The organism is Corynebacterium sp. SCR221107, assembly GCF_027886475.1.
In the GTDB taxonomy this organism is placed as follows: Bacteria; Actinomycetota; Actinomycetes; order Mycobacteriales; family Mycobacteriaceae; genus Corynebacterium.
Genome location: NZ_CP115670.1, coordinates 691,455 through 709,442, shown reverse-complemented (window position 1 = coordinate 709,442; position 17,988 = coordinate 691,455). Strand labels below are relative to the sequence as shown.

Annotated in this window: 10 protein-coding genes; 4 read left to right on the top strand and 6 right to left on the bottom strand. The window is 63.7% G+C overall.

What is annotated here, in order from left to right; genetic code table 11:
* Positions 1-38 precede the first annotated feature (38 nt).
* A complete protein-coding gene (locus PAB09_RS03250) occupies positions 39-8,951 on the top strand; it encodes a type I polyketide synthase (protein WP_271034645.1) in 8,913 nt (2,970 codons plus the stop codon).
* Between the two features lie 114 nt (positions 8,952-9,065).
* On the opposite strand, the gene rsrA is transcribed toward PAB09_RS03250, so the two are convergent.
* Together rsrA and PAB09_RS03240 are read right to left on the bottom strand one after the other, a co-directional pair.
* A complete protein-coding gene (rsrA, locus tag PAB09_RS03245) occupies positions 9,066-9,335 on the bottom strand; it encodes a mycothiol system anti-sigma-R factor (protein WP_271034644.1) in 270 nt (89 codons plus the stop codon).
* A complete protein-coding gene (locus PAB09_RS03240; protein ID WP_271034643.1) occupies positions 9,328-9,957 on the bottom strand; it encodes a sigma-70 family RNA polymerase sigma factor in 630 nt (209 codons plus the stop codon). The genes rsrA and PAB09_RS03240 overlap by 8 nt, the downstream gene beginning before the upstream one ends.
* Before the next feature lie 305 nt (positions 9,958-10,262).
* Here PAB09_RS03240 and ybaK point away from each other — a divergent pair, with 305 nt between their 5' ends.
* A complete protein-coding gene (gene ybaK, locus PAB09_RS03235; RefSeq protein ID WP_271034642.1) occupies positions 10,263-10,769 on the top strand; it encodes a Cys-tRNA(Pro) deacylase in 507 nt (168 codons plus the stop codon).
* A gap of 27 nt (positions 10,770-10,796) precedes the next feature.
* Here ybaK and PAB09_RS03230 read toward each other — a convergent pair whose 3' ends face one another.
* Positions 10,797-11,483: an SOS response-associated peptidase gene (locus tag PAB09_RS03230; RefSeq protein ID WP_271034641.1), complete on the bottom strand. Its 687-nt coding sequence runs from the start codon at positions 11,481-11,483 to the stop codon at positions 10,797-10,799.
* Between the two features lie 18 nt (positions 11,484-11,501).
* Between PAB09_RS03230 and aroA the strand changes: the two genes are divergently transcribed.
* Positions 11,502-12,839, top strand: coding sequence for a 3-phosphoshikimate 1-carboxyvinyltransferase (gene aroA, locus PAB09_RS03225; protein WP_271034640.1), 1,338 nt, complete (start codon positions 11,502-11,504; stop codon positions 12,837-12,839).
* Entirely contained in the window at positions 12,839-13,861 is a 1,023-nt protein-coding gene (gene rsgA, locus PAB09_RS03220; protein WP_271034639.1) for a ribosome small subunit-dependent GTPase A, read from the top strand. Before aroA ends, rsgA begins: the two co-directional genes overlap by 1 nt.
* 219 nt (positions 13,862-14,080) lie before the next feature.
* On the opposite strand, the gene PAB09_RS03215 is transcribed toward rsgA, so the two are convergent.
* The 3 genes from PAB09_RS03215 to PAB09_RS03205 all read right to left on the bottom strand — a co-directional run bounded on the left by PAB09_RS03215 (position 14,081) and on the right by PAB09_RS03205 (position 17,986).
* Positions 14,081-15,154 carry an alkene reductase gene (locus tag PAB09_RS03215; protein WP_271034638.1) on the bottom strand — a complete coding sequence of 358 codons (1,074 nt, stop codon included), beginning with the start codon at positions 15,152-15,154 and terminating at the stop codon, positions 14,081-14,083.
* 463 nt (positions 15,155-15,617) lie between these two features.
* A complete protein-coding gene (locus PAB09_RS03210; protein WP_271034637.1) occupies positions 15,618-16,886 on the bottom strand; it encodes a fatty acid desaturase family protein in 1,269 nt (422 codons plus the stop codon).
* A gap of 41 nt (positions 16,887-16,927) precedes the next feature.
* Positions 16,928-17,986 (bottom strand): ferredoxin reductase, encoded by a 1,059-nt coding sequence (locus PAB09_RS03205; RefSeq protein ID WP_271034636.1) that lies wholly within the window; start codon positions 17,984-17,986, stop codon positions 16,928-16,930.
* Positions 17,987-17,988: the final 2 nt, after the last annotated feature.

Sequence of the window (17,988 nt, the reverse complement as noted above, 5' to 3'; positions counted from 1 at the left end):
CGTAGGTATTTTTCATTTCCTTTCCGAAAGTAGGTCACATGTCGCTTCAACGGCTCGCAACCGACGTGCTTAACAGTTCAAATTTCGGCATCCTCCTCGGAGGACAGGCCTCAGGTTGGTACGAGGACCTGCGTGGATACCGCGATGACCGCCCCATGCGCGATCGCATCCTCGCTGCCCTCAACTCCGCCCGAAACCGCATCGCCCCCGTGGCGCGCGAGGTCGCCTCGATCGTGCCGGGTGCCGGCGAACGCGTCGCGGCCATCTTGAACGACGCCCCCGTGGCAGCCATCGATACCGAACCCGCCGTATCGGTGCCGGCTATCACCGTCGGACACCTCGCCGCTTTGCGCAGCCTCAACGACTCCGGGATCGACACCTCCGCCGCGACCTTATATCCACATTCCCAGGCCATCATCACCTGCGAAGTTGCCCACCTTGCGGCCGGAGACTGGGATGATCCGCGAGTCGTCGACCACCTTGCCTTCGCCATCCTGCTGGGCGCGGCCACCTCCCAGGCTCACTTCGGTCGGATGCTGGCCGTCCGCGGTATCCCGGTCGAGCTACTCGCGCAGTCTGGATTGACTCTGGGCGTGATCAATGGCCCCACCCGCGCCGTGATCAGCGGGTCCAACGAGGAACTGCGCCAGGCACGCCGGCAGATCGCCGCTATAGTCGCCGAGTACAACGAGCGGATTGAACAGCGACTCACCGGCGGCGAAGCCCTGACCCCAGTCATCGAGGACCTCGGGGTGGCGGCGGGCTTCCACCACGAAGGCCTGCGCGAGGCGGTGAAGCAGACAGTGAAGTGGTCGCAGACCTGCGGGCTGAACGTACAAGCATTCCAGCTGGCGGAGGCGATCCTCGTCGATCCGTTTACGTGGAGTGTTGGAGAACACGACTACCTGCTCAGCCTCGACAAAACGCTCGGCGTGATCACCGGCGGGCAATCCGACGCCGTCATCATTGACGCCTCCTCACCAGCCCAGCGCGACCTGCTGCTGACCCCGGGCACCGTCTTGCCAGCCCCACTCGACTACTCGGCGTTTCTGCCCCGAGTCGTCTCGCTGCCGACCGGCCAACAGGTGCTAAGCACGAAGTTTAGCCAGTTAACCGGCTACTCCCCCATCCTGCTGGCTGGGATGACCCCGACCACGGTGGATGCCACCATCGTCGCCGCTGCTGCCAACGCGGGGCACTGGGCAGAGCTAGCTGGTGGAGGTCAGTATTCCGAGGAAGTCTTCGAGCATAACCAGGGCAATCTCCAGCGCTTGCTGGCGCCGGGACGCGCGGCCCAATTCAACTCGATGTTCTTCGACCGCTACATGTGGAACCTGCAGTTCGGGCAGCGAAAGATCGTGTCCAAGGCCCGCGCTGGTGGGGCTTCCATCAACGGCGTCACCATTTCTGCTGGAATCCCGGAGCTCGACGAGGCCACCGCGCTGCTAGAAAGCCTTCATGCCGAAGGCTTCCCTTATGTCGCCTTCAAACCGGGCACCGTGGAGCAGATCCTCAACGTGCTCGCTATCGCCGACGCCAACCCTGGGTCCGAGATCATCATGCAGGTCGAGGACGGGCACGCAGGTGGACACCATTCATGGGTCGACCTCGAGGAACTCCTGCTTGCCACCTACGCCGAGACCCGAATGCGCGACAACGTGGTGCTGGTGGTCGGTGGCGGTATCGGAACCCCAGCGCGGGCGGTGGAGTTTATCACCGGCTCTTGGTCCGGCGCCCATGGTCGGCGCCCGATGCCCGTCGACGGTGTACTGGTGGGGACTGCCGCCATGGCCGCCAAAGAGGCGGCCACCTCCCCGCAGGTCAAGCAGCTGCTGAAGAAGACCCCCGGCATCGACAAAGGCTGGGTTCCACGGCTGCGTAGCGCGGGCGGCATGACCTCAGGTCAGTCTCACTTGTTGGCAGACATGTACGAGATCGACAACGACTTTGCCCGCGCTTCTCGACTGATCACCAGCCTCGACATCGAGGAATACCCCGCCCACAAAGACGAGATCATCACGGCGATCAATAAGACGGCCAAGCCCTACTTCGGCGAGATCGAAGACATGACGTACGAGCAATGGGTTCGACGCTTCGTCGAACTAGCATTCCCTTTTACAGATCCCACATGGTCGGACCGCTTCCTCGATCTGATGCACCGTGTGGAGGCTAGGCTCAATCTGGCCGACCATGGCGAGGTGCCTACCCTGTTTTCCGATATCACCGATGTGGAGGACGCACCGGTGGCCGTCGGCAAGCTCCTAGCAGCCTATCCGCAGGCTGGCGTGATGAAGGTGCTGCCGCAAGACGCTGCGTGGTTTATCGCGCTCAACCGCAAGCACCATAAGCCGATGCCCTGGGTGCCCATCATCGACGGAGACCTCAAGCGCTGGTTCGGCCTCGACTCGCTGTGGCAATCCCAGGATCCTTCCTACCCCGCCCAAGCCGTACGCGTGATTCCTGGCCCGATTTCCGTGGGCGGCATCGACACCATCGACGAGCCGGTAGCCAGCATCCTCGGCCGCTTCGAGCGCGCCTGCGTGGACGCCATCCCCGGTCAGCCGACCCCACAGTTTTCCCGCAACGCCACCACCGCGCGCGAGGTGATCGCGGCCGCGCCGACGATTTTCTGGCACGGGCACCTCATCGACAACCCTCTCGGGCAGCTTTCAGAAGAGGCCTGCGAACTCATCGAGGTCGACCCCACCCACTTCACGCTGCGCGTTCACGCCGATAGCTATTGGGATGAGCTTCCCGCAGGTGAGCGACCCTACTACGTCGAGTACGTGGACATCCCGCTTGAGCTGACCGAGGACGCCCACACCGGAGCAAGCCCCGTTGTGGATGAGCAACGCCTACAGGAGTCCATGTTCACGCTGTTGGCCGGCGTCGCGGGGGTGGGCTCCACCAACGCCGCAGGCACCAAGATCCGCGCTTTACCGAACGTCATCGACGGCATTGTGCACGACGAGATCACCCTCCCAGCTGAGCTCATGCGCACGCATGCTGGCGTGGCCTCCGGGAACCCGGACGAGGTAACCCCGGACGTGCTCGCCGGCCTATGCTGGCCCGTCATCTACACCGCACTGGGCACCGGGCGCCTTGGCGACGGCTTCCCAGTGATTGAGGGGCTGCTCAACGCCGTTCATCTCGATCACGCCATCGACCTTGAGGTTCCGCTTTCTTCGCTTGCCGACGGCCACGCCATCCGCGTCGAGGGGCGCTGCGCAAGCATCGAGGAATCCGCGTCCGGCAGGATCGTGACCGTCGAGTTATCCCTGCTGCGCGCTGCCGAGGGGCACGGCGACTTGGTTCAGCACCCCAGCACCGGGCATGGAGCGGGAGCACCGTCCGAACGCCGTGTGGCCACGCTGAGAGAGCGCTTTGCCATCCGCGGGCGCGCCCAAGGCAAGTCCACTCCCACGCCCGCCCCGGCCTTCGGCGGTGGGAAACAGGCCGCATCGATCACCGACACCCCACGGGCGTTTATCGCCTCCCACACAGTACAGGCGCCGACGGACATGACCGCATTTGCCTCCGTGACCGGCGACTACAACCCGATTCACACCTCTACCAACGCCGCCGCCCTTGTCGGACTCCAGGCACCGCTGGTGCACGGAATGTGGCTGTCGGCTACCGCCCAACAGCTGGCCGGGCACAGCGGCCGGGTCGTAGGATGGACCTATTCCATGTATGGCATGGTCAACCTCTGCGACCGGGTCGACATCACCGTGGAGCGCGTGGGTCGCTGCGGAACGCAGGCCGCACTGGAGGTGACCTGCAAGATCGGCGGCGCCGTGGTCTCGCGCGGGCAGGCCCTGCTTGCCGAGCCGACCATCGCCTACGTCTTCCCCGGCCAGGGCATCCAGTCCCGCGGCATGGGCTCGGGCGATCGCCAGGCCAGCGCCGCGGCGCGGCAGGTCTGGGCCCGTGCCGACGCCCACACTCGAAAGTCCCTGGGCTTTTCCATTCAGCAGGTGGTGGACGAAAACCCGACCGAGCTCCAGGTGGGTGCTACCCGCTATGCTCACCCGCAGGGCATACTGAACCTCACCCAATTCACGCAGGTCGCCTTGGCTGTGGTGGCTGCCGCGCAGTCGGCCCGCCTTGAGCAGGCCGGGGCCATAAGTGGCCAGCGGATGTTTGCCGGGCACTCCCTCGGCGAGTACACCGCGCTAGCCTGCATGGGCAACCTCTTTGGGCTGGAGTCAGTCATCGACATCGTCTTCGCCCGCGGGCAGGCCATGCACAACCTCGTCCCCCGAGACGATTTGGGACGCTCCAATTATGGCCTCGCAGCGCTGCGTCCCAACCTCCTGGGACTCGGTGCACAGGAGGTTGCTGGCTTCGTCGACAAGGTTCGCGCCGACAGCGGCGAATTCTTGGAGATTGTCAATCACAACATCGCAGGCCAGCAATATGCCGTCGCGGGTACGCTGGCAGGCCTAGCTGCGCTCCAAGCCGCAGCCGCACACCCTAAGGCCTTCGTGCTCATTCCCGGCATCGATGTTCCCTTCCACTCCGAGATACTTCGTCCCGGCGTGCCCGCCTTCGCCGAGAAGCTCGATGAACTCCTGCCCACGAAGATCGACCTAGAGGCGCTGGTCGGCCGCTACGTTCCCAACCTCGTCGCCCGAGCTTTTGCGCTCGACGATGACTTCATCGACTCCATCCGCGCCGTGGTGCCATCCACGAGACTCGAGGGCATTCACGCCTGCGACCTCGAACCAATGGCGCTGGCACGCCTGTTGCTAATCGAGCTTCTGAGCTGGCAATTCGCCTCCCCCGTGCGCTGGATCGAAACCCAGGAGCTCTTGTTTGAGAAGGTCGACAAGGTTATCGAGGTGGGCCTAGCCGCCTCGCCGACGCTGACCAATCTGGCCCAGCGAAGCCTCAAGGTGCTCGGCCTCGAATTGGAGGTGCTCAACCTCGAACGCGACCAGGAACGGGTCCAGTTAGAGGACGCCGTCTCGGCCCCCGCAATGGACGAAGCTACTCCGGTGCCAGCCAACGACGCCGCAGGTGTGTCCACCACGGCGTCCGCTCCGGCGCCGAGCGCAGCTAACGAGGCGCACGCGCCCAAAGCGCCCTCGGTCGCACAGCCCGCCGCATCCAACGGCCCACTGCCGGAGCTAAGCTTCGACGCCGCAGCGGCTGTGGAAGCACTGTTCGCCTACGAGAACAAGCTCCGCGTCGAGCAGATTACTGACGCCGACACCCTCGAGGTGCTCACTTCTGGGGTGTCCTCGCGCCGCAACCAGCTGCTCATGGATCTGTCCGCAGAGCTGGGCGTGGCAGCCATCGACGGTGCTGCCGATGCCGAGATGTCCGCCCTGCGCCCCAAGGTGGTCGCCGCCGCCCCCACTTATCAGGCCTTCGGCCCAGTACTCGGGGAGGCGATCACCGCCCGGTTGCGGCAGCTGCTCGGCGCCAGCGGGCGCAAGCCCGCTTTCGTCAGGGAGCACGCCGCCACCTGGGGTGTCCCGGAATCCTGGATGCCCCATGTCGAGCTGACTCTGCTGCTGGAGACCCGTGAGGGACAATCCGTGCGCGGTGGCGAGCTCGGCTCACTCAGAGGATCGGTCACTACCGTAGCCGAGGCGAAAGCACTGGTGGATGCGGCAGTCGCCGCCGTTGCTAAGGATCATGGCGTGTCCCTATCTCAGGCCGCATCGTCGAACAGCGCGGATGCCATGGTGGACTCCGCGGCACTGTCGGCATTTGCGGACTCCATCACCGGCCCGGAGGGCATCCTGGCTACCACCGCCCGAGGAATCCTGGCCCAGCTCGGGCTCGCGGAGCCAGACAGGCAGCTTCCCGTCGATGATCACGCGATCTACGAGGCCATGGACGCCGAGCTCGGATCGGACTGGCTCAGTTTAGTCACCCCAGCGTTCGATCCAGCAAGAGCCATCGTCTTCGACGACATCTGGGCAAGTGCCCGCGAGCTGCTCGCCCGCGTTGCCACCGGGCAGGCCGTCGAGGACCCCTCGCGCTTCACCGGCTTCGGCGAAAAACTAGGAAAACAGGCACGTTGGTGGGCACAGCACCGACCGGAGCGCGCACACCTACTCGCGCAAATTGAGCAGGCCGCCCTCGCTTCCGCGACAGAGCCGATGCTTCAGGACGTGGCCATCGTGACCGGCGCCTCACCCAACTCGATTGCGGCCTCTATCGTCGAGAAGCTGCTTGCGCAGGGCGCCACCGTCATCATGACGGCCTCTCACATCGACCAATCGCGCAAGGAGTTCGCACGGCTGCTCTACGCTAGGCATGCCTCGGCGTCGGCAAGGCTGTGGCTGGTGCCCGCCAACCTATCCAGCTACCGCGACATCGACGCACTGATGCACTGGGTGGGCACCGAGGACAAGCAGACCCAGGGTGGGACGACAATTGTGCTCAAGCCTGCGCTCGAGCCAACGCTGGTGTTCCCGTTTGCCGCACCCAAGGTGCATGGCGTGATGACCGACGCCGGACCGGTCCAGGAAAACCAAGCCCGCGTCCTGCTATGGAGCGTCGAGCGCCTCATCAGCGCGGCGGCGCAGTACAACCGGTCCTCCACCGTCCACGCGGTGCTGCCCGGTTCGCCCAACCGAGGCCTTTTCGGAGGCGACGGCGCCTACGGAGAGGTGAAGGCCGGGTTCGACGCCCTCATCAACAAGTGGCACGTAGAAAGCGGCTGGCCGGAGAAGATCACCCTGGCACATGCACAGATCGGCTGGGTCGCGGGCACCAACCTGATGGCAGGAAACGACCAGCTCGTCCCCAAAGCGCAAGAAGCGGGCATCACGGTATTTACACCGGGAGAGATCGCCGAGAAGCTGGTCGACCTGGCCAGCCGCAGTTCGCGGGCGCACGCCAAGTTGAGCCCCTTGGAAGCCGACTTCACCGGCGGGCTCGGCAACGCCGACATCGACCTCGCCGCCTTTGTGCCGGAGCCAGGGATGCCCGCCGAGGCGCAGGTAGCGAACGAGCCGACACGGATCCCGGCCCTTCCTACCCCGGTTCTGCGCGAACAGCCCGGCGCGATCGACCTCGGCGAGGTCACCCAATCCCTCGAGGACATGGTGGTCATCGTGGGCCTCGGCGAAGTCAGCTCCTGGGGATCTGGCCGCACCCGCTTCGAGGCTGAATACGGTCTTCAGCGCGATGGCTTCGTGGACTTGAGCGCCGCCGGGGTGCTGGAGTTGGCGTGGATGATGCGGCTTGTGCAATGGAAGGAGGATCCCACACCGGGCTGGTACGACGCGAAGGACCAGCATGTCCCGGAGGAGGAAATCTACGATCGTTTTCGTGACGAGGTCATAGCCCACTGCGGCATCCGAGAGCTGACCGACAAGTACTTCCTCACCGGGCGCGGCTCCGTGGACGTCGCGCCGGTCTACCTGGACCATGCGATCTCCTTCCTGGTCGATAGCGAAGCGCAGGCGCGCGAGTATGTGGAGGCCGACCCGCAGTGCACCACCATCTCGCCTACTGCCGACGGCGAGTGGGAGGTTCGCAAGGCCTCCGGTGCCCGCGCGATGATCCCGCGCAAGGCCACCCTGACGCGATTCGTCGCGGGTCAGATGCCAGACGGTTTCGACCCCACACGCTGGGGAATCCCGGCTGCGATGGCGGAATCGATCGATCGAATTGCGGCGTGGAACCTCGTCACTGCCGTCGATGCCTTCCTCAGCGCGGGTTTTAGCCCTGCTGAACTCTTGCAGGCAGTCCACCCGGGCGCTATCTCTTCGACCCAGGGCACCGGCATCGGCGGCATGGAGAGCCTGCACAAGGTATTCGTCAGCCGGTTCATCGGAGAGGATCGCCAATCCGACATCTTGCAGGAGGCCTTGCCTAACGTGGTTGCCGCGCACGTCATGCAGTCCTATATCGGTGGCTACGGTCAGATGATTCACCCAGTGGCAGCCTGTGCGACGGCGGCGGTCTCCGTTGAGGAGGCTGTGGACAAGATCCGACTGGGAAAGTCCGACGTGGTTGTGGCAGGAGGCATCGACGATGTTCAGGTTGAGTCACTGGAGGGCTTCGGTGCCATGAACGCCACCGCCGATACCCAGGCCATGCTAGACAGAGGCATCGATGCTCGGTTCATCTCCCGTGCCAATGACTCCCGGCGCGGTGGCTTCCTCGAGGCCGAGGGCGGTGGCACGGTGATCCTCGCCCGCGGAAGCGTGGCCGCGGAGCTCGGCCTTCCAGTCCTGGCCGTGGTCGCGCATGCGCAGTCTTATGGCGACGGTGCCCACAGCTCGATTCCAGCACCGGGTTTGGGGGCGCTGGGGGCTGCCCGCGGCGGGGAGAATTCGCAGCTGGCCCGTTCGCTGCGCGCTCTGGGACTATCCCCCGACGACGTCAGCGTCGTCAGTAAGCACGACACCTCCACCAGCGCCAACGACCCCAATGAATCGCTACTGCACACGCGGCTGTGGGAGCACCTGGGGCGCGACGCCGATAACCCACTGTTCGTGGTCTCTCAAAAGTCTTTGACTGGCCACGCCAAAGGCGGTGCGGCCCTGTTCCAGATTGGCGGACTCGTGGACATCTTCGCCCACGGCCGGCTTCCAGGCAACATCAGCCTGGACAACGTCGACAAAGAGCTTGAGGCTAAGGCCGGACCGATGGTGTGGCTCAAGTCCCCCTTGAAGATTGGGGAGGTCAAGGCTGGTGTGCTCACCTCGCTGGGGTTTGGACACGTCTCCGCGGTGGTGGTGCTCGCCCACCCAGGCGTCTTCGCCGCGGTGGCGGGTGAGACCTGGCGCACGGCAGCCACCCGTCGGCTCAATGAGGGTCGCGCCCGCGTGGAAAAGGGCATGCTCGGCCGTGCAGCCTTGTTCGAAGCTCCCGAGCATCGCCGACTGCCTGAGGTAGATACCCAGGAAGCAGAGATTGCCATGTTGCTTTCCGACGCCTCACGGCTAGGCAGCGACGGTTTCTACCCCGGCGCACGTTAGCTCACGCCAAAGAAGAGGCTGGTCAAGGCCCTGAAATGGGACTTGGCCAGCCTCATTCGCATCGGCGGGTCCTAAAAAGCAAGCAAGACTGAGACTACGAAGCCACAGGAACCGTCACTCGCTGACGATGAAACCCTCCAGCCGGATGGAATAGGTGATCTTCTCACGCAGCGTGGTCGGGGCGGGGCCGCAACAGCACTTCTTGAGCAGCTTGCGCAAGTCTGCCTCGGCCTCGAAGCGAGCACGACACTCGGGGCAGGAGGCGAGGTGGCGCTCCAGGCGCGAGCACTCATCTGCGGTCAGCTCGCGGTCGAGCAGGGCATACATGTGCAGGTGCAGCTCCTCGCAGTTACAGCCGCAGTTTTGTGCACCGTCATTAGTCATGAGTCTTCGCTTTCTCCGCTCGTGGGGACGCCTTCGTACCTAACCCGATCCCGTGTTCGTGGGCTACGCCTTTCAACGCGTCACGCAGCTGTTTTCTTCCGCGGTGCAGGCGGGACATGACTGTGCCCAGGGGTGTGCCCATGATTTCGGCGATCTCTTTGTAGGGCAGACCTTCCACGTCGGCGTAGTAGACCACCATGCGGTACTCGTCCGACAGGGCGTTCATCGCGTTGGCGATTTGCTGGTCAGGGAGGTTCTTTAGGGCTTCAACCTCCGCTGACTCCAGCCCGGTCGACTCGTGCGAGGACGTCTCCAACAGCTGATAGTCCGTCACGTCCTCGGTGGAGGATTGGTAGGGCTGACGCTGCTTCTTGCGATAGGTATTGATATAGGCGTTGGTCATGATTCGGTACAGCCACGCCTTTAGGTTGGTACCTTCCTTGAAGGAGTCGAAGGCCTGGAAAGCCTTCACGTACGTTTCCTGTACGAGGTCCTCGGCGTCAGCCGGGTTACGGGTCATGCGCAAGGCGCCACCGTAGAGCTGGTCCAGAAGCGGCAGGGCTTCCTGCTCAAACCGCTTGGCCAAGGCAGAACCTGGCGCGGGCGGGGTCTTTGCTACCACTTGTTTCGCACTCTTTTCTCGAAAATGACTTCCCTGTGAGGACCTCTCCCAAAAGAGAAACCCCTTCCCGGCCATGGGGCCGAAAGATTCAGCTTCCCTCCATCTTAGGCCACATCCGGCCCTCACCCGCCCGGCGCGTGGTGTCGGACTGTCAGGTACCGAGACTATTGCACGTTCGACTATCGGACGTTCGCGGCCCGACAGTCAGCACCTCAACCGAGACAGACCACGAAACAGGACATAACCCACAGGAAACGGAAGCGTGGATTGTCCACTCGGGCAAGAAAGCGTGTACCCATATATTCATGAGCAAGAAGAAGCAGCCACACGCGGCGACCCCCGCCCTCAAGATCCTGGAGGAGGAAGGCATTGCGCATTCGGTGAGCACCTTTGAAGGCGGCACCGACCACTTCGGCGATCAGGCGGCGGCAGCCCTCGACGTCGATCCCGAGCGTATATTCAAGACCCTGGTCATCGACCTGACCGCAGGAAAAGGCCCCAAGCGCGAGCTCGCCGTGTGCTGTCTGCCGGTCACCTCCAAGCTCAGCCTCAAGAAGGCGGCCGCGGCCTTTGGTGCCTCCAAGGCCACAATGGCTGACCAAAATGACGCGGCCAAGTCCTCCGGCTACATCCCCGGCGGGATCTCCCCCATCGGTCAGAAGAACCCACTGCCCACCGTCATCGACGAGACCGCGCAGCTCTGGGACACCATCTTCGTCTCCGGCGGGCGTCGTGGGCTCGACGTAGAGCTAAGCCCCGACGACCTAGCTCAGGTGGTGGGGGCGACGTTCGTCGATGTGGAGGCCGAATAGCCAACTACCAAGGACTTCCACCGGTTGTTAAACCTGACCGTCGTCGGGTTCGCCCTGGACCGCGATGAGCTCGGGGTAGTCGTTGCGCACGTTGCCTACCGCCTTGTCGGCGGTCCTCACGCTGAAGCTGTTGAGCAGGTCTTCGCCTACCGGATGCAACAGGGTGGCTGCCTCGTTGGGGGTGCCGAAAAGCCAGGTCGCGTATTCGTCGGGAAGCAAAAAACGCGGCATCCGATCGTGTACCCAATCCAGCGGCGGGCGTGAGGCGGTGGTAATCATGGTCGCCGAAAGGCGGTCGAGGCCGGTAGCCCACAGGCCGGCCACCCACACGAGCTGTCCGGTCGAGATCCAATACGGCGTTTTCTCCCGCGTCTCGGGGTCGGTGTGCCATTCGTAGTAGCCATCCATCGGGATGAGGCACCGACTGTGTTTGAACGCGTCGCGGAAGCTTGGCTTGGCAGTCACGGTTTCTGCGCGGGCGTTAAACAACGGCGGCCCGGACTCATCCTTCTTCCAATGCGGAAGCAACCCCCAGCGCGCGGGTTCGACCAGGGCCTCGGTGGGAGTCGTGCCCGGGCGCAGGATCGGAATGATCTGGGTGGGTGCGACGTTATAGCGCGCCGGTGGCAGCCCCGCCGGGGCGTGCACCTCCTGAAAGCCGGGTACCCGCAACAGGGACTCCTCGGAGCTGAACAATACGAATCTTCCGCACATGCCTTTATTATGGTGGATATGGAAAAGCGAAGTGCGAACTTGTGGCAGGCGCCGTACGCGGGCACGCCGGTCGAGGCAACGGTCAACATCCCCGGATCCAAGTCGATTACCAACCGAGCCTTCATTCTTGCCGCCATCGCATCTTCTTCCTCCACCATCGAAGGCGCGCTGCGCTCACGTGATACCGACCTCATGATGGCCGCACTGGCGGCGATGGGCGTGGGCTTCCAGGAATCCTCCACCACCCACGGCACCGCCTCTATCACCGTCAAGGTTCACCCTGCTCCCCTCCACGGCGGCGCTGTGGACTGCGGGCTGGCCGGCACGGTCATGCGCTTCGTTCCGCCCGTGGCGGCTTTGGCCGAGGGCTCCGTGTTCTTTGACGGTGACCCACAGGCCCGCAAACGCCCCATGCACCAGATCCTCGAAGGCCTGCGCGAAGCGGGCGTGAAAGTCAAGGGCGATGGCCTCCCCTTCGAAATCGACGGCGACGGGCACCCGAAAGGTGGCATCGTAAAAATCGATGCCTCCGGATCCTCCCAATTCGTCTCCGGTCTGCTGCTGGCGGCACCCCGCTACGAAATGGGGCTGACCGTGCGCCACCGCGGCGGGCGCCTGCCCAGCTTGCCGCACATCGAAATGACGGTGGACATGCTGCGCCGCGCCGGAGTCACGGTCGACACCAGCGTGGAGAATGAATGGACCGTGCACCCCGGCCCCATCGGCGGCGGCACGTGGGTCATCGAGCCTGACCTTTCCAACGCCACCCCCTTCCTTGCGGCGGCTGCGGTCACCGGTGGCACGGTCATCATCCCCGGCTGGCCGATTCGCACCACCCAACCCGGCGACGCCATCCGGGAGATTCTTGCCACGATGGGCTGCGATGTGGAGCTCATGGCCGCAGGCAGCACCTACAATCTTCGCGTCACCGGCCCGGAGGGCGGTTCGCTGCGCGGACTCGACCTTGACATGTCCGACATCGGCGAGCTGACCCCCACTGTGGCCGCGCTGGCGGCAGTGGCCACTACGCCTTCCCGGCTGAGCGGCATAGCGCACCTGCGCGGGCACGAGACCGACCGGCTGGCAGCACTCAGTCACGAGATCAACAACCTAGGTGGCTCATGCACGGAGCTTGCCGACGGACTGCGCATCGAACCCGCAACCCTGCACGGCGGCCACTGGCGCTCCTATGCCGACCACCGCATGGCCACCGCTGGCGCCATCATCGGCCTCAGGGTCACAGGCGTGGAGGTCGAAAACATCCAGACCACCTCCAAGACTCTGCCTGGTTTTGAGACCATGTGGGCGAACATGCTTGATAGCAGCGCCGCCGGGGATCTCGGGGACGCGAACTAATGGCCCGTTCCACCCGCTACCGCGGCGGGCGCGGCAGCTTCGACGAATCCGATGTGAAGGTGCGACCGGGCAAGGGTTCGCGCCCGCGCACGAAGGATCGTCCCACCCATGATGACGCCGAGTTTGGAATGGTGGTCACCAAAGACCGCGGCCGGTGGGGGGTCGTGCTTGACGGGTGCGAGGAGCCGGTGGTGTGCATGCGCGCGCGGGAGATGGGACGCACCCCCGTTGAGGTCGGCGACCGCGTGGGTGTTGTCGGGGATACTACTGGGCGTCCCGGCTCGCTGGCGCGCATCGTCAAGCTCGCCGAACGCACCTCCGTGTTACGCCGCACCGCCGACGACACCGACCCCTATGAGCGCATCGTGGTGGCTAACGCCTCCCAGCTACTCATCGTGTGCGCCGTGGCCGACCCGCCGCCGCGCTCGGGTTTTGTGGAACGCGCGCTCGTCGCCGCGTTCGTGGGCAATTTGCAGCCTGTTATCTGCCTGACCAAGTCAGACCTCGCCGATCCCACCGAGTTCGCCGCCGAATTCGCCGCCTTGAATGTGCCGGTGGTGGTTTGTGGCATCGAGGATCCCCTTGATCCAGTTAACGAGATCGTCGATGGCACGCTCACCGCGCTCATCGGCCACTCCGGGGTGGGCAAATCCACCCTAGTCAATCGCCTCGTCCCCGATGCTTTCCGGGAGACCGGTGAGGTCTCCGGCGTGGGCAAGGGGCGGCACACCTCCACCCAGGCTGTTGCGCTGCGCTTGCCGCATGGCGGCTGGATCATCGATACCCCCGGCATCCGCTCTTTCGGCCTCGCCCACGTTGACGCCGATACCGTCATCGGCGTGTTCGAGGATTTAGCCAAAGCCGTCGAGGACTGCCCGCGCGGCTGCACCCACATGGGTCCTCCCGCCGACCCCGAGTGCAAGCTCGACGAGTTCGACCCCGACTCCGCCACCGGGCGCCGCGTGCAGGCAGTACGCAAGCTCCTCGGCGCGCTGCGCACCAACGTGGACTGGGAGAGCTAGTTTCGGTTCTCTCCTGATTCCCGTTCAGCATTTTGTCAGTCTTGGCACAACGGCGCACCCATAGCAATAGACCGCCGCACTCCAATTGCGGAGTACGGCGGCAAGACCGTATCGGTTGGGTTCAGGCCTCGTCAGAAGAATCTTTCACGCGCAGGCAAGAAGCATCAGTAACCACCGTGGCTTTGGTTAAGTACCAAACATGTGCTGCGCACGTGATTCTTATTCAGCGAAGGGATAATCCGTGTATCCCTCAGCCCCTGGCGTATAAAAGGTCTCAGGATGGATAGCGTTTAACTCCAAGCTCTCCTCCCAGCGACGCACGAGATCAGGGTTGGCGATCAGCTCGCGTCCCACGGCCACGGCCTCGGCGTATCCACCTTCGACGATCTCCCTTGCCTCCTCGAGGTCGGTTACGCCCCCGAAGCCGGAGTTGAGGATGACAAATCCGCCGAAGCGCTGCTTGAGGTGAGCCACGAAGTCACCCTTGTAGTCGGCGTGCAGGATGGAAAGGTACGCAAGCCCCAGGTCTTTGATGCCGTCGATGAGTGCATCATAGGTGGCGATGACATCCTCGCGGCTATCTTCGATCACGCCCTGGATGTTGTGCTCCGGGGAGATGCGCAGGCCCACTCGACCCGGACCTATCTCCTCGGCCACCGCGCGGACCACCTCGATGACAAAGCGAGCGCGGCCTGCGGGCGAGCCACCGTGGGCGTCGGTACGAGTATTCGACGACGGCGCCAAGAACTCATGCAACAGGTAGCCGTTGGCGCCGTGAAGTTCCACGCCGTCAAGGCCGGCGTCCACCGCCCGGTGGGCAGCCCTGACGAACTCATCGCGCACCCGGGAAAGCTCGTTGGCCTCGAGCGCGCGCGGGGTGGGTAGTTCCACCTTGCCCGCCGGGGTATGGGCGCTGACCCCCGGCGCGATCGCCGACGGCGCCTCCGGCTCCTGTCCACGGTTCATCGAGGGATGCGTCATTCGTCCCGCGTGCATGATCTGCATCACTAGAGTGCCACCTTTCGCGTGCACGGCGTCGGCCACCTTGCGCCAGCCCGCCTGCTGGTCGGCATTGACGATGCCCGCCTGGCCTTCGAAGCCGCGGCTGACGAAGGAGGGGAAGGTCCCCTCGGTGACCACGATGCCCGCGCTTGCACGCTGCGAGTAGTAGTCGACATGCAGCTGACCAGGCACACCATCTTCTTCGGCACGCTTGCGCGTCAGCGGCGCCATGGTGACGCGATTGCTCAGATTCATCTCGCCCGCGCGGGCACTTTCAAACAAGGAAGTCATGAGTGGTTCAACAACACCCCCGGCGCACAATATTCCCAACTCGCGAGAATTAAACGGCACAAGCACCCAACACCCATCCCGTAGGTTGGGCAATAGTGTAGGGCGCGCTTTGTGCTTTCCGACGTCCACCGCGCGCCGGTGGTTACGCTGAGACCGCTCCTTCCATGCGCCGACGGCTTCGCAGTCCAATGCACCCAGACATGGACAACATGCGGGAGCCAATGGCCTTCAGGCTGGAAGCCTTCATGATCTACCCATCCCAACCGCACTCCCCTGCCCCGCGGTAGGTCCTGTCGATGTAGGGGGATCTGCCTGAAGTGAGCACACCTCACCCGGCATGATCACACTGCGTGATGCCGGGTGAGGTGTTATTGGCTTCTTCCCCTCGCTTCAGTCCTTGAACTGCGTGCCTTGCGAGCTTGGACGTCGGAAAGCAACAAGGGCGAGCGATGCGTGCTACCTACTAACGACGACCGGTGTAGTGCTTGATCACATCGCCGACGCCGGGGCGCAGCTTCTTGAGCAGCTTCAGGCCGGTGCGCAGACCCTTGCGGGAATGCTCGCGCTCACCCACCCACAGCTGCTCCTCCACGGCCGGGTTCTTGCTAAATGCCCGGTTGGAACGCACCTCCGGCGCGTTATCTGGATCGGCAACCAGGTACTTATTCGGCAGGGCCAGCTTGAGCAGGGTCTTTTGCACCTTGAACAGCTGGACCGGGAAGGAATCCACGTTGTAGGGCAGATCGTATTCCTTACACAATGCCTCCACCTTGCGACCGACCTCCGCCAGCCGGTTCGAGGGCATGTCCGGGAACAAGTGATGCTCGATCTGATAGTTGAGGTTGCCCGACATGATCGTCAGGAGCTTGCCGCCACGGAAGTTGGCCGAGCCCAGCATCTGACGCAGGTACCACTGGTTGTGGTCTTCGTTCTTGAACTGCTCCTTGGTAAAGGTCTCCGCCTCATCCGGGAAGTGCCCGCAGAAGATCACCGCGTAAGCCCAGATGGATCGCACTAGATTGGCGGTGAGGTTGGCGGTGAGCGTGTGCCTGAAGTTCTTGCCGGAAAGCGCCGGATAGAAAAGGTAGTCGCGCCCGGTCTGCCTTCCCGCCTTGCGGGTGGTCTCCCAGAATTTTTCCTTGGTCTCGTCCCACGTGGCGCGGCCGACGAAGTAGCGGCCCAGCTCCACGTCGTAGTAGCCCACCGCCCACTCGAACAAGGTGGCCAGCACGGTGTTGATCACCGGCTGGAAGGCGTGCATGGGTGTCCACCTGCGGTCGCGGGTCACGCGCAGAATGCCGTATCCGACATCGTTGTCCATGCCGAGGACGTTGGTGTAGGTGTGGTGGACGTAGTTATGCGAGTGCATCCACTGCGAGGACGGGCAGACGATGTCCCACTCCCAGGTGGTGGAGTGGATGGTCGGATCATTCATCCAGTCCCACTGGCCGTGCAGCACATTGTGGCCGATCTCCAGGTTCTCCAGAATCTTGGCCGTAGACAACAGGCCGGTACCGAGCCACCACATCTTCTTGTTCCCCGAAAATAGCAGCGCCACGCGCGAGGCAACCTCGAAGCTGCGTTGGACGCGGATGAGGTTTTTGATGTAGGCCACGTCTGTGGGACCGAGGGAATCCGTAACTTCTTTCTTGATCTGATCGAGGCGGGCACCGATCTCGGCGATGTCCTCGTCGGTCAGGTGCGAATAGGCTTTGATGTTATCGATTGCCATGAGTTTTTCCTTCCGGCAGGTTCATTGTGAGGCCACAAACTTTAAGGTTCGATGGTCAGATCGCCCGCGGCCACGCTGACGCAGGTGCGCACCCGGGAACCGGGTTCGTGGACTTCGCCGGTGACCAGGTTATGGGCATGTCCCTCCACCAGCGGGCGCACGCAGGTGTGGCACACGCCCATGCGACACCCGAACGGAAGGTTGACTCCGGCCTTCTCGCCAGCCTCGAGGATGGTGGTGGCGCCATCGACCTCGACGGTGGCGCGCCCGGGGAAGGTGATCGTCCCGCCCTGCGCATCCGATTCGCGCTCTAGTGTGAAGCGCTCGGTTTTCAGCTCAACGCGGTTTTCTTTGGCCCAGTCCTCGAGCTCATCAAGCATTCCTGCGGGCCCGCAGGCATAGACCACTCGGTCGCCGATTCCGGGGATGAGCTCGGGCAGCTGCGCCGGGCTGATGCGGCCTTGTTCGCCCGTGATTTGGGTGTGAACATGCAGCCTGGGGTGGGCGTCGGCAAGCCTGCGCAGCTCGCTAGCGAACAAGACGTCGTCTTGGGTACGGGCCGAATGCACGAGCACAACGTCGGTATCCTCGAACTGGCCGCGCTCATCCATCGTGCGCAGCATGGAGATCACCGGGGTCAGCCCCGTACCGGCGGTGACGAACGCGATCGCCGGCGGCAACGGATCGGTGAGGTGAAATTCGCCCGCCGGCGCCAAGAGGCGGATCGTGGTACCGGGTACGACGTTGTCGACCAGATGATTCGACAGCTTGCCCTTTTCCACAGCGCGCACCGTAATGCTCAAGGTTCCATGGTCATGACCGGGTGCGTTGGTCAGCGAGTAGGAGCGCCAGGTGTAGCGGCCATCGACAAGCACCCCGATGCCAATGTACTGGCCCGCATGGAAATCGGTGGGCACACCCCAGCCTGGGATGATGTCGAGATGCACGACCTCTAAATCGCGTTGCACGCGCACGATCTTGCCCCGCAGCTCGCGCGTGGACCACAGCGGGTTGATCAGCGCGGAATAGTCGTCCGGGAGCAGCGGTGTGGTGAACCTTTTCAGGATGCCGCGAACGGCTGCCAGCTTGTCGGAAGGCACTC

Coding starts and splice junctions, on each gene's coding strand:
- PAB09_RS03230 (WP_271034641.1), bottom strand. CDS start 11,483: ATGTGCGGAAGATTCGTATTGTTCAGCTCCGAGGAGTCCCTGTTGCGG.
- rsgA (WP_271034639.1), top strand. CDS start 12,839: ATGGCCCGTTCCACCCGCTACCGCGGCGGGCGCGGCAGCTTCGACGAA.
- rsrA (WP_271034644.1), bottom strand. CDS start 9,335: ATGACTAATGACGGTGCACAAAACTGCGGCTGTAACTGCGAGGAGCTG.
- aroA (WP_271034640.1), top strand. CDS start 11,502: ATGGAAAAGCGAAGTGCGAACTTGTGGCAGGCGCCGTACGCGGGCACG.
- ybaK (WP_271034642.1), top strand. CDS start 10,263: ATGAGCAAGAAGAAGCAGCCACACGCGGCGACCCCCGCCCTCAAGATC.
- PAB09_RS03250 (WP_271034645.1), top strand. CDS start 39: ATGTCGCTTCAACGGCTCGCAACCGACGTGCTTAACAGTTCAAATTTC.
- PAB09_RS03215 (WP_271034638.1), bottom strand. CDS start 15,154: ATGACTTCCTTGTTTGAAAGTGCCCGCGCGGGCGAGATGAATCTGAGC.
- PAB09_RS03210 (WP_271034637.1), bottom strand. CDS start 16,886: ATGGCAATCGATAACATCAAAGCCTATTCGCACCTGACCGACGAGGAC.